This is a genomic window from Thalassospira sp. B30-1, assembly GCF_015767575.1.
In the GTDB taxonomy this organism is placed as follows: domain Bacteria; phylum Pseudomonadota; class Alphaproteobacteria; order Rhodospirillales; family Thalassospiraceae; genus Thalassospira; species Thalassospira xiamenensis.
Genome location: NZ_CP065232.1, coordinates 655984 through 668750 on the forward strand (window position 1 = coordinate 655984; position 12767 = coordinate 668750).

Annotated in this window: 11 protein-coding genes; 2 read left to right on the plus strand and 9 right to left on the minus strand. The window is 56.7% G+C overall.

The genetic code is table 11. The features are described from left to right. Nucleotides 1-7 precede the first annotated feature (7 nt). The gene (locus IT971_RS02985) at nucleotides 8-553 is read right to left on the minus strand and encodes a TetR/AcrR family transcriptional regulator (RefSeq protein ID WP_007091190.1); all 546 of its coding nucleotides are present in this window, start codon (nucleotides 551-553) and stop codon (nucleotides 8-10) included. Between the two features lie 92 nt (nucleotides 554-645). On the opposite strand from IT971_RS02985, the gene IT971_RS02990 reads away from it, so the two are divergent. Beyond that, nucleotides 646-1662, plus strand: coding sequence for an NADP-dependent oxidoreductase (locus tag IT971_RS02990; RefSeq protein ID WP_063093316.1), 1017 nt, complete (start codon nucleotides 646-648; stop codon nucleotides 1660-1662). A 1-nt stretch (nucleotide 1663) separates the two neighbouring features. Further along, nucleotides 1664-1963, plus strand: coding sequence for a putative quinol monooxygenase (locus IT971_RS02995; protein ID WP_063093299.1), 300 nt, complete (start codon nucleotides 1664-1666; stop codon nucleotides 1961-1963). 141 nt (nucleotides 1964-2104) lie between these two features. Here the strand turns inward: IT971_RS02995 and IT971_RS03000 are convergent, their stop codons facing one another. From IT971_RS03000 to IT971_RS03035, 8 genes are all read right to left on the minus strand, one after another. Beyond that, nucleotides 2105-3097: a peptide ABC transporter ATP-binding protein gene (locus IT971_RS03000; RefSeq protein ID WP_063093300.1), complete on the minus strand. Its 993-nt coding sequence runs from the start codon at nucleotides 3095-3097 to the stop codon at nucleotides 2105-2107. After that, the gene (gene dppD, locus IT971_RS03005; protein WP_007091186.1) at nucleotides 3097-4110 is read right to left on the minus strand and encodes a dipeptide ABC transporter ATP-binding protein; all 1014 of its coding nucleotides are present in this window, start codon (nucleotides 4108-4110) and stop codon (nucleotides 3097-3099) included. The genes IT971_RS03000 and dppD overlap by 1 nt, the downstream gene beginning before the upstream one ends. A gap of 3 nt (nucleotides 4111-4113) precedes the next feature. Next, the gene (locus tag IT971_RS03010) at nucleotides 4114-5055 is read right to left on the minus strand and encodes an ABC transporter permease subunit (RefSeq protein ID WP_063093301.1); all 942 of its coding nucleotides are present in this window, start codon (nucleotides 5053-5055) and stop codon (nucleotides 4114-4116) included. Between the two features lie 13 nt (nucleotides 5056-5068). Beyond that, nucleotides 5069-6079 (minus strand): ABC transporter permease subunit, encoded by a 1011-nt coding sequence (locus IT971_RS03015; RefSeq protein ID WP_063093302.1) that lies wholly within the window; start codon nucleotides 6077-6079, stop codon nucleotides 5069-5071. A 116-nt stretch (nucleotides 6080-6195) separates the two neighbouring features. Beyond that, entirely contained in the window at nucleotides 6196-7803 is a 1608-nt protein-coding gene (locus IT971_RS03020; RefSeq protein ID WP_063093303.1) for an ABC transporter substrate-binding protein, read from the minus strand. A gap of 400 nt (nucleotides 7804-8203) precedes the next feature. Further along, the gene (locus IT971_RS03025; protein ID WP_063093304.1) at nucleotides 8204-9229 is read right to left on the minus strand and encodes a low specificity L-threonine aldolase; all 1026 of its coding nucleotides are present in this window, start codon (nucleotides 9227-9229) and stop codon (nucleotides 8204-8206) included. Between the two features lie 103 nt (nucleotides 9230-9332). Further along, nucleotides 9333-10346 carry a low specificity L-threonine aldolase gene (locus IT971_RS03030; RefSeq protein ID WP_063093305.1) on the minus strand — a complete coding sequence of 338 codons (1014 nt, stop codon included), beginning with the start codon at nucleotides 10344-10346 and terminating at the stop codon, nucleotides 9333-9335. A 90-nt stretch (nucleotides 10347-10436) separates the two neighbouring features. Then, the gene (locus IT971_RS03035) at nucleotides 10437-12752 is read right to left on the minus strand and encodes a CHASE2 domain-containing protein (RefSeq protein ID WP_063093306.1); all 2316 of its coding nucleotides are present in this window, start codon (nucleotides 12750-12752) and stop codon (nucleotides 10437-10439) included. Between the last annotated feature and the right edge of the window lie 15 nt (nucleotides 12753-12767).

Below are 12767 nucleotides of genomic sequence, written 5' to 3' on the forward strand. Positions count from 1 at the left end.
CTAGCCATCACTTTTTCAGGATGGCGCTGGTGATGACATTGAACAGATGATCCGCACGTGGTGCCGATGATGGCTGATCGCCAAGCCAGGCAAGTGCGCCCACCATCGCAAACAGGTCTCCGCCATCAATATCGGTGCGTGCGACGCCTTTTTCCTGTGCCCGGACAAGAAGCCTTGTCCCCGCGGCTTTCATGGTAACGCACGACGCATGAAGAGCGGACTCTTCATCCTCAATGGCGGCCACCATCGCGGCAATGACGCCGCGATAGTCGTTCGCGCACGCAACAAGATCACGTAACCACGATACCAGCGCATCATCCGGCGAACTTGCGGTTTCGCGTTCGCGCGCTGATTCTTTCAGCCCGTCAAAGCTCTCGCGAAGCAGGGTTTCAAGCAGTGCCTCGCGCGTTGGAAAATGTCGGTACAGCGTACCAAGTCCCACCCCGGCTTTGCGGGCGATGTCGCGCAAAGATGCTTCCGCCCCCTGATCCTTGACAACCTCTCGCGCGATGGCAAGCAGATGTTCGTAGTTCTTCTTTGCGTCGGCTCGCATATGTTCCTCTTGACAAACGGAGCACTGCTCCATAAATGCGGATCAGTGCTCCGATTATGGATAGCATATATGCGATGAAAGAAGAAGCAGTGATGACAAAGATGATGAAGGCGGTCCGTCAGCACGCGTTCGGCGGGCCCGAGGTCATGCGCTACGAGGACGCGCCGATACCTGATCCGGGACCGGGTGAAATAAGGGTCCGGGTGCACGCGGTCGGGATTAATCCCCCTGATTGGTATCTGCGTGATGGCTACAGGATGCTTCCGCCGGAATGGCAGCCGCAAATATCCTTCCCGGTGATACTTGGAACCGACATATCAGGTGTCGTTGACGCCGTTTCTGATGATGTTACCGGCTTTGCGCCAGAAGACGACGTTTACGCCATGGTTCGTTTCCCGTCGGGTCTTGCCGGGGGAAGCAGGGCCTATGCGCAATATGTCACGGTCCCTGCATCGGAAGCCGCGCCCAAGCCGGACGGGATTGATCATGTGCATGCGGCGGGGGTACCAATGTCGCTTCTGACCGCTTGGCAGTTCCTGGTTGATCTGGGACATGACGAACCAAATCCGCTTCAGTCCTATCAGCATAAGCCGGTTGAACTTTCGGGGAAAACCGTTCTGGTGAATGGCGCTGCCGGTGGTGTTGGGCATTTTGCCGTGCAGGTCGCAAAACTCAAGGGTGCCAGGGTCATCGCGGTTGCGTCTGGCAAACACGAGGCGCTTCTGCGCGACTTGGGGGCTGACGAGTTTATCGATTATACGAAAACCCCACCCGAAGACGTCGTGCGGGATCTTGATCTTGTGATTGATGCCCTTGGCGGACCGACCGCCGGGCGTTTCCTGCCCACGATCAAACGGGGTGGTGCCCTTTTCCCGGTGTTCCCGCTGGGCTTTTCCAGTCACGAAGAAGCCGAAAAGCTTGGCATTACGGTATCGGCAACGCAGGTTCGCTCGAACGGTGATCAATTGGCGGAGCTTGCCGGTCTGCTGAGTGACGGCACAGTTCGCGTCGTGCTCGACAGCACATACCCGCTTGCCGATGCCCGCAAGGCTCATGAACGTGCGGCCAAAGGGCACATTCAGGGCAAGATCGTGCTTGTGGTGGAATGACATGATCATCCTGATGGGGCACATTCATGTTGATCCACATGAAATTGATCAGTTCATCGCCGACGTTCAGGTGATCGCGCGCAATGCAAAACCCGAAAAAGGCTGTCTTTTTTATGCGGTTAATCCTGATGCGGCATGCCCGGGGCGTCTCGTGATTGCCGAACGTTGGCGCGATCAATCGTCATTGAAAGCCCATCTTGAAACACCAGAGGTTTTAGACTTCGTGCATAACTGGCAAGGCAGGATGAGAAGCGGGATACAGCAATATCAGGCCACGCACGAAGAAACATTCTTGGGCTGAGTTTTGTTCTCAGGGTTCGCATACAGCAAGCAAAGCCTTTGCGGGCTTTCTTGTGACCCTGAAAGGCTCAGGGGCGCAGCTTTATAAAAGCGCGCCCCCTTGCTCCCTTGTCTACCCGGATATCCGGGTGATCGCCTGTTGTCAGGCGATTTCTTCGACCCGATGGCACGCCACCTCGCGGCCTTCATACATGCGCAATTCAGGACGAACCTGTGCGCAATGGTCGGTCGCAAACGGGCAGCGTTTATGAAACGCACAGCCCGACGGCGGATTGATCGGTGAAGGCAGTTCACCGGTAAGCGGTTCTGCCTTGACGCGATGCGCCGGATCGATCTTTGGTGCCGATGCCAGAAGCGCCCTTGTATAGGGATGCAGCGGCTTGGCAAAGATTTCTTCGGTCGGTCCCTTTTCAGCGACGCGCCCCAAATACATCACCATGACGTCATCTGCAATATGGCGAACGACAGAAAGATCGTGCGAGATGAACACATAGGCGACATTCATCTCTTCCTGCAGGTCCATCATCAGGTTCAGAACCTGTGCCTGCACCGACACGTCAAGGGCGGAAACCGGTTCATCGGCAACGATGACTTTCGGTTCAAGGATCAGCGCACGCGCAATCGCGATACGCTGACGCTGCCCGCCGGAAAACATATGCGGATAGCGCCCGTAAAATTCGGGGCGCAGGCCAACCTTGGCCATGGTTTCGCGCACACGTTCCTCGCGCTCCTTGCGACCCAGATCCATGTTAAGCAACACCGGCTCGCCAAGGATCTGACCGACTTTCTTGCGCGGGTTCAGCGACCCGTAAGGGTTCTGGAAGATCATCTGAACCGTGCGACGGAACAGTTTGGCTTCCTTGTCGCTCAGATCACCAACCGCTTCGCCGTTGATTTTAAGCTGTCCGGCACTGGGCTTTTCAATCAGGGTCAACTGACGGCCAAGCGTGGACTTACCACAACCGGACTCGCCAACAACCGCCAGCGTCTTTTTGGCTTCCAGCGTAAAGGAAACACCATCAAGCGCCTTGACCATCGCACTGGGTTTGCCAAGGCCGCGGCTGACTTCATAGTGACGGACAAGATCATCGGATTCCAGCAACGGAACACCGGGTTTTGCATCAAGAAAACTCATTACACGGTCTCCCCGGTGTTTTGGCCGGTGGTTTGGCCGGTTGGCTGGCCGCGGTCGTCAAGCGGATAGAAACAACGCACATCGCGCCCGTTATAGGCACCAACATCGGGGCGTTCGACAACGCAACGATCATTGGCATAACGGCAACGCGGTGCCAGAAGACAGCCCGCCGGGCGGTCATACTGGCCCGGAACCACACCGGGGATGGTGCGCAGGCGGTCATGCCCTTCGGAACGTTCCGGCAATGCCTCAAGCAACGCCTGGGTATAGGGATGGCGCGGGGCGGCAAAGATGCTGTCCGCCGGGCCACTTTCAAACAGCTGACCGGCATACATCACCTGAATGCGATCCGCGGCTTCCGATACCAGTGCCAGATCATGCGTGATCAGGATCAGGGCCATGTCGCTATCGTCCTGCAATTTCAGCAGCAGGTCGATGATCTGGGCCTGAATGGTCACGTCAAGGGCGGTGGTCGGTTCATCGGCAATCAGCAGGCGCGGATTGCACGCAATTGCCATCGCAATCACGATACGCTGGCTCATCCCGCCCGAAAGCTGATGGGGATAGGCGGTCATGCGTGATTTCGGATCGGGAATACCCACCTGGTTCAGAAGGTCAAGCGTACGTTCACGCCGCTCTTTTTTCGAACCGCCCTCATGGACTTTCAGGGCTTCCATGATCTGGGCTTCAACCGTAAAGCACGGATTAAGGGCCGACATCGGATCCTGAAAGATCATGCCGATATCCTTGCCCGTAATCGCACGGCGTTTGCCAGGCGACATCGTCAGCAGGTCCTGACCGTCAAAGGTCAGGCTGTCGGCGGTGACACGACCGGGGTAGTCAATCAGGCCCATGACGGCAAGCGAGGATACGGATTTACCCGACCCCGACTCCCCGACGATGCCAAGGACTTCGCCGCGATCAACGGAATAGCTTACATTATCAACAGCACGGAACGGCCGGTCTTCGGAGCCGAACTCGACTGTCAGGTTTTTAACTTCGAGAAGAGCCATGACTTACCGCTTCATCTTGGGATCAAGGGCATCGCGCAGACCATCACCCATCAGGTTGAAGGCAAGCACGGTGACGAGGATGCAAAGGCCGGGGAAGGTGATCACCCACCATGCCGATCCCACGAATTCACGGGCTTCGGCCAGCATGGTACCCCATTCCGGCAGCGGCGGCTGTGCGCCAAGGCCAAGGAAGCCAAGGGCGGCAGCATCAAGGATGGCACTGGAAATGCCCAATGTGCCCTGAACGATCAATGGCGCCATGCAGTTCGGCAGGATATTGACGAACATCTGGCGCATATGACCGGCACCGGCAATCTGCGATGCGATGACATATTCCTTGTTCAGTTCGGATACCACCGATGCACGCGACAGGCGCACATAATGCGGCAACTGGACAATCGCAATCGCCAGCATGGCGTTTTCAAGTCCCGGGCCGAGGATCGCGACAATCGCCATCGCCATGATCAGGCTGGGCAGCGCCAGCATGGTATCCATCAAGCGCATGATGCCGACTTCGATCCAGCCGCGGAAATATCCGGCAACCAGTCCAAGAACGATACCGGCAACCATCGAAATGATCACGACGAATACGCCGATGGTCACCGAAAGCTGCGCGCCATGGATCAGGCGCGACAGGATATCGCGACCAACCGCATCCGTGCCAAGGATATAGCGCGGATCAGCACCTTCCATCCAGATCGGCGGCTTCAGGAACGCGGTGCGGTCCTGTGCAATCGGATCAAACGGCGCAATCCATTGGGCGAATGCCGCCATGAACAGGATAAAGCAGATGATGATCAGGCCAACATAAGCACCACGGTTCTTGCGGAAATAATTCCACGTTTCCATGAACGGACTTGGCGGGTTGATCTTCTGGTCTTCCACTGCCGCCGCTTCGGCTGCTGCCGTTTCGGGGGTGGTTGATTGGGTATTCTGGTTTGTCATTTCCCGTGCCCCCTTAACGCTTGTGCCGGATGCGGGGATTGATCACCCCATACATCAGATCGACGAACAGATTGACCGCCATAACCACGAAGGCAATCATCAGGATGCCGCCCTGGATGGTCGGGTAATCGCGGCGGTTCAGTGCCTCGACAATCCATTTGCCAATACCGGGCCACGAGAAAATGGTTTCAGTCAGGATCGCACCGGCAAACAGCACACCGACCTGAAGGCCGATCACCGTAATCACCGGGATCAGGGCATTGCGCAGCGCATGGACCATAATCACCCGCATCGGGGTTAGGCCCTTGGCGCGTGCCACCCGGATATATTCCTCGCCCAGAACTTCAAGCATCGAGGACCGCGTCATGCGCGCAATCACGGCCATCGGAATGGTGCCAAGCGCAATCGTCGGCAGGATCAGATGACGGAGCGCACTGAGAAACGCGCCTTTTTCATCGCTAAGCAACGTATCGATCAGCATGAAACCGGTGGTCGGCTCGATGTAATACATGATCGACAGGCGACCGGAAACCGGTGTCCAGCCAAGCGTTGTCGAAAAGAACATGATCAACAGCAGCGCCCACCAGAAAATCGGCATCGAATATCCGGTCAGCGATAAACTCATGGTCAGGTGGTCAAGCCACTTTCCCCTGTTGATCGCGGCAATGACCCCCAATGGCAAACCGATAATGATCGCAAACAGAATCCCCGCGACGGACAGTTCGATCGTAGCCGGGAACAGGGTCGCGAATTCTTCGATCACCGGACGTTTGGTGACAAAGGACTCACCAAGATCACCCTGCAAAACACCGCCCAGATAATCGAAATACTGAACAACAAGCGGCCTGTCGAAACCATATTCCTTTTGCAGTTCGGCGTATCGTTCGGGGTCGATACTGCGTTCACCTGCGCGCATCTGGATCGGGTCGCTCGGGATCAGGTGAATCATCAGAAACACCAGAATGGTAACGCCAAAGAAAGTCGGTATGACGTCACCCAAACGGCGTAAAAGGAAACCTAACATGCCATTGGGCCTTTTTTGGCATCCGCGCGCGGGCCTGCGGGCGGACGTCTCTCTCTATTGCGGAATTGCAAAGAGGCCCGGAAAACCGGGCCTCCTCGGCAAGGTGTAGGGGCGTGTTATTCTTTGATATCGACGCCGTAGAAGATGTGACCGCCAAACGGATCGATCTTGTAGTCGACAACTTCGTTACGGATCGGTTCGAAAACGATCGAGTGCGCGATGGTTGCCCACGGTGCTTCACGTTTGAAGACGGCCTGGGCTTCTTCGTACAGACGGGTACGCTCAAGAACATCAGCAGTGGTTTTCGCCTGCTGGATCAAGCTGTCGAATTCCTCGTTGCACCACTGTGCACGGTTCGCACTGCCAACGGCATCGCAACCCAGCAGAACAGCAAGGAAGTTATCGGGGTCGCCGTTATCGCCGGTCCAACCGAGCATGAAGCTGCCCTGTTCACCTTTTTTGGTGCGATCAAGATATTCGCCCCACTCGTAGGAAACGATTTCGGCATTCACGCCAATCGCAGCCCAGTCAGCCTGAACGAGTTCAGCCATACGGCGGGCGTTCGGGTTGTAAGGACGCTGTACCGGCATGGCCCAGATATCGGTGGTGAAACCATCCGGATAACCGGCTTCTGCCAGCAACTTCTTGGCGGCTTCCGGATCATACGGATCGTCAACGGTATCGTTGTTGTACGACCAGATGGTCGGCGGGATCGGGTTTTTGGCGGCAACGCCTGCACCCTGATAAACACCTTCGATGATCGCAGCCTTGTTGATCGCCATGTTCAGGGCCTTACGGACCTTGACATTGGTGAACGGCTCTTTCTGGGTGTTATAACCAAGATAACCGACGTTCAGACCTTCCTGGCTCATCAGGTTGATGTCGCCATCGGCTTCCATCGCGGTCAGGTCAGCCGGGTTCGGGTACGGCATGACATGGCATTCACCGGCTTTCAGCTTCTGGTAACGAACCGTGCTGTCCGGGGTGATGGCAAAGATCAGGTTATCGATCGGTGCCTTGCCTTCCCAGTATTCCGGGAACGCCTTGTAACGGATGACCGCATCTTTCTGATACTGGACAACCTGGAACGGGCCGGTACCGACCGGGTTCAGGTCGATCTGTTCCGGCGTACCGGCAGCCATCAGCTGATCGGCATACTCACCCGACAGGATGGATGCGAAATCCATCGCCATGTTGGCAATGAACGGTGCTTCCGGACGGTTCAGAACGAATTTGACGGTGTAATCGTCAACTTTGACGATGTCCTTGATCAGTTCGCCCATGGACATCGAGTTGAAATACTCGTAACCGCCACCCGAAACCGGATGGTACGGATGTTCTTTGTCCCACTGGCGACGGAACGAGAAGATCACGTCGTCTGCGTTGAAATCGCGGGTCGGGGTGAAGGCATCGGTGGTCTGGAATTTAACGCCTTTACGCAGGTTAAAGGTGTATTCCGTGCCATCGGCCGATACGTCCCAGCTGGTGGCCAGGCCCGGAACGATGGTGGTCGTGCCGCGCTTGAACTGTACCAGACGGTTGAAGACCTGACGCGAGGTGGCGTCAAAGGTGGTACCCGCGGTGTAAAGCTGCGGGTTGAAGCCTTCCGGGCTTCCTTCCGAGCAATAAACCAGGGTTTTTGCCGAAGCGGCAGTCGGAGCAGCAAGCGCAGTCGCTGCAAGCAGACCTGCACCGATCGCCGCTTTGACGAAATTCGCTTTCATATAAGATGCCTCCCTCAAGGCTGGCCCGAACAATTTGCGCTGGTGGCTGCTGGCCTTGAACGGCTCATGCATTGCAATTTGCGCAAATAGACGGGCGGGTTTACCCGATCCAACATTTATGTTGGCAATCGACGAGGGAAAATAATCAGGGTTTCTGGGTATCGTCAACGTTTCCTGCGGGGTTTTACGTAGGACGATCTGATCGAAGGAATGATGAATTTATGTCAAGTGTTTGTTATTTTTATGAAATTGTCCCCCACAATCGGGTATGGGAGCCGTGCATTTTTTTCGGGTCTATACATGACCGAACGGAAAAACACATAAAGCTAACGTGCTTTTCCATCCGATCTATCTTCTTGAAATTTCTAGATTCGTTTGATCACGGAACCCCTTGCGCCGATCAATTGCGCGCAATGCGATCATTAAGCTCACTGATTTGCGCGATATCCGTGTTCCACGCTGTCACAAATCGATAAATATCCGCCCCCAATGACGGCCACGGATAAAACAGCGCCCCGGCATCGCGCATTTTCTGCGCCAGTTCGGCGGGGATATTCGCAAAAATCTCGTTGCCATCAGCGGCATGCGCCAATGTCGCCCCATGCGAAACCAGCATGTCACAAAGGGTTTTGGCCGCCCCGTTGGCGTGGCGCGCATTGCGCAGCCAAAGATCATCCTTCACATAGGCCAGAAGCTGCGAGGCCAGATAACGATGCTTGGAATACAGATGCCCGCTGCGCTTTCGGGCCTGCTCGACCTTGCCGCGAAGCGACGTATCAAACAGGACAATCGCATCAACCGCCTGCGCACCGTTTTTGGTTGCCCCAAAGCTGATCGCATCAACACCGGCCTTCCACGTGATATCCGCCGGATGACAGCCCAGATGGGCGACCGCATTGGCAAACCGCGCCCCATCCATGAAAAGCCGCAGGTCGCGCTTTTTGCAAATCGCGCCAATGGCGGCAACTTCATCGGGGGAATAAACCGTGCCCAATTCGGTCGCCTGTGTGATCGCCACGCATTCCGGGGCCACCGAATGCACCCCGCGATCCACCCGGCTTGCCAGAAACGCATCCAGATTGTCGGCTTCAAGCTTTGCCGCCGGGCCATCAACCGGCATCAGCTTTGCGCCACCGGTAAAGAATGCAACACCCGTGCTTTCATCTTCGTTGATATGGGCCTCGTGATGGCAAACAATGCCACCAAACGGCGATACCAGCGCCGACAGGCTGATACAGTTTGCCGCGGTGCCGGTGGCGACCGGAACAACGGCCACTTCCCTGTCAAACAGCTCGGCAAAGGCCGCATCAAGCTGACGGCTGGTGTCATCACTGCCATAGGCCGGTGCATTGCCGTGGGCTTCGTGCTCGAGGGCGGCCAGGATTTCCGGGCACAGGGGCGATACATTGTCAGAGGCAAAATTCATCGAACGGGTCCGTATCTTGTAGTGGCGTTAATGCGGGGCCGGGCGTCATTCCGCCAACCGGCCACCCTTTATCACATGCGATCCGTTTGAATGGCAATGATGCCTATAGTGTTTCCGGCAAGGTACGGATTGCCTCAATCGGGCTGTTCCAGCCGCTAACAAAGCGAAACGCATCCGCCCCTACCGCGGGCCATGGCCGAAATACCAGCCCCGCCTTGCGCAACCGATCCGCCAGATCGTCATCCATATGCACAAACAGCTCGTTACCCTGCGGGGTGAAGGCCGCCCGCGCGCCAAGGGTTTCAAGCGACTGGCAAAGGGCGCTTGCGGCCTGATTGGCATGGCGCGCATTGCGCAGCCACAGATCATCCTTCACATAGGCCAGAAGCTGTGCAGCCAGATAGCGATGCTTGGAAAACAGATGCCCGCCCCGTTTGCGCGCCTTTTCGACCCTTGCGCGCAATGACGGGTCAAACAGGATGATCGCATCCACCGCCATCGCCCCGTTCTTGGTTGCCCCAAAGCTTAAAACATCAAGCCCCGCCTTCCAGGTAATATCCGCCGGATGGCAGCCAAGGGCGGCAATGGCATTGGCAAATCGCGCCCCATCCATGAAAAACTTCATGCCATGCGCCCTGGCAACCCTGCCAATCGCCTGAACTTCATCAACGTCATAGATCGTGCCGAATTCGGTCGCCTGCGTGATGGCAACACATTCCGGGTCAACCGAATGTATGCCATGGGTGTTTTCGCGGGTTAAAAACGCATCAAGTGTCTCGGGTTCCAGCTTCGCCGATGGCCCCTCCATGGTCAGAAGCTTCGCCCCGTTGCCATAAAATGCCACCCCGGTCGATTCCGTCCGGTTGATATGTGCCTGATGATGGCAGGCCACCCCGCCAAACGGCGATACCAGTGCCGACAACCCGACCAGATTGGCCGCCGTCCCGGTGGCGACTGGCACCACCGCGACCTCCTTGCCAAACAGGTCCGAAAACGCATGATCAAGCTGCTGGCTTGCCGCATCCGCACCATAGGGCAGGGCGGGATCACTGGCCTCGCCAATCGCGGCAAGGATTTCCGGGCAGATCGGCGACACATTATCAGACGAAAAATTCATCGGGGCCTCGGTTCTTTAAGGTGGGGCAGGGGCTTTAGGTGACGGGATACTCAGCTTCGGTTGATCGCATTTGAAATGCAAGGGAACGGATTACTTGCTGGTCGCGACAAAAACACCGTCCCAGTCCGAAGGTGGCGGGCTTGCACGGAATGTCGCAATGCGATCACGATAAAGCCCGTAAAGCCCCGCAAGGTCAAATTGCCCGATCATATCGGTCGCAAGATTGATGCATTCCTCAATCAGTCGTTCCGTACCATCCCAATCCTGCAATCGATAGCTCTGGATCATCTGCATATGGCGGTCACGCAGGTCGGTAAATTCCGCGCTATGGGCAATTGTACTGTCGCCCAGCAGGGTAAAGATGCGCACCGCCTCGCTTTTGCCCTTCACGGCAATCAGATCAAGCTCAAGGATGGCGAAATCATCCGCCGCCTGCCTTGCCGTTTCCTCGCCAATGACAATGCCGACACCGTAATTTTTTGACTGCCCCTCAAGCCTTGAAGCCAGATTGACCGCATCGCCCAGCACCGAATAATCAAACCGCTGATCGGATCCCATATTGCCGACAAGGCAATTGCCGCTATTGATCCCGATCCCGATATTCAGTGGCAGATAGTCTTGGCCTTCCTCGGTCGCTTCTTCTGCACGGCGCGCATTAAGGTGTTCAAGTGCATCAAACATCGCAAGCGCACTTTCGCAGGCCCGGCGCGCATGCGCCGGCACATCAAGCGGCGCGTTCCAGAACGCCATGATGCAGTCGCCCATATATTTGTCGATGGTGCCTTCACGGTCCAGAATCGCCTTGCTAAGCGGGGTGAGCAACCGGTTGATCAGGCGGGTCAATCCCTGCGGGTTGGATTTGAACCCTTCCGAGATCGACGTAAACCCGCGCACATCGCAAAACAGCAATGTCATGTCGCGGGTTTCCCCGCCCAGTTTCAAACGTTCCGGGTGGCGGGCAAGCTGTTCAACCAGTGCCGGTGACAGATAGTTGGCAAAGGCCGCGCGCACCTGTTTGCGTTCGCCTTCGGTGCGCATGAAGCCGATTGAACTGGCAATCAGATAAACCGCCACCAGCGACACCGCGCCGTATACCGGATCGATCAGGATTTGCTGGCTGCTATAGGCCCACCATGAAAACCCGCCTGCTGCCACGGTCATGGTGCCACCAATGATTGCCGGCCAGACCGCACCAAGCTTCGGGATCGCCAGAACGAAAAACAGGCCCACCAGCAACAATACAAGCGTCTCGATCTCCGCAACCCAATATGGCCGCGTCAGGAACTGCCCCAGAAGCATCTGTTCTAACATCTCGGCATGGATTTCAACACCGGGCAGAACCGGATCAAGCGGCGTGGACCGCAAATCAAGCAACCCCGCCGCACTGGTGCCAATCAGAACAACCGTGTTTTCAAGGGCCCGTTCGGGAAGGTTACCTTTGATCACGTCGACCGCCGAAATATATCGTTCGGCGCGGTGCCCGGCGAAATGGACCCACATATGGCCCGATTGATCGGTGGGGATGGTGACCTCGCCAACCCGGATGGCTTCAACGCCTTCGGCGGTGGTCCATCGCGTTGCACCACTGGCACCTGATAGCCGTACATTCATGGTGCGCGGGGCATCCTGAAGAATACGGAAAACTTCCATCGAAAGCGTCGGGTAAACCGGCTTGCCGATCAGCGTTTCCTCGTGATCAAGCGCTAGCATCAGTGGAACCCGGCGCACAACCCCGTCCTGCTCGGGCGATACATTAATGATCGCATTGCCGGCGGCGGCTTCCTCAATCACCGAAAGGTTCGCGGTCGCCCCCGAAAGAACCGGGATGAAATCCACCAGATGCCGACCGGCTTCGCCGCCAACGCTGAAATTGCCGACCTGCCGGGGCAGGGTGCTGAACGGTTGTGATGTCAGTTGGGCGGCGGTAACCACCTGCCCGACACCATTGATAAACTCGGCAAACAGCAAATCATGATCGGGCAGGGTTTCGGCAAGTTTTGCCAGGGCGTCGCTGTTATCATTTTTGGGCCAGTCATGCACGACCCGCTGGGGCGATGTGCGGTCCGGTTCGGCAAATACGATATCGAAACCGACAACCTGTGCCCCTGCCAGCCGCAACCGGTAAATCAGTTCCGCAAGCCTCGTGCGCGGCCACGGCCATTGCCCCATTTCATCAAGGCTGCGCTCGTCAATATCGATGATCCTGACACCGACATCCTCGAACGCACGCGGCGCGATCCGCTGATAGGTGTCAAACACCGACATCCGCAACTGCCCGACCAGCGGCACATCCTGCCAGCGCAGAACCACACAAACCAGAAGCACGGCCAGCGGCACCAGATAATGCAGCCACAGGGTCACGCGTGCGCGTGAAAGGCGACCGGGTGTGTTTGGTTGATCACTCACTTAACATGTCTGATA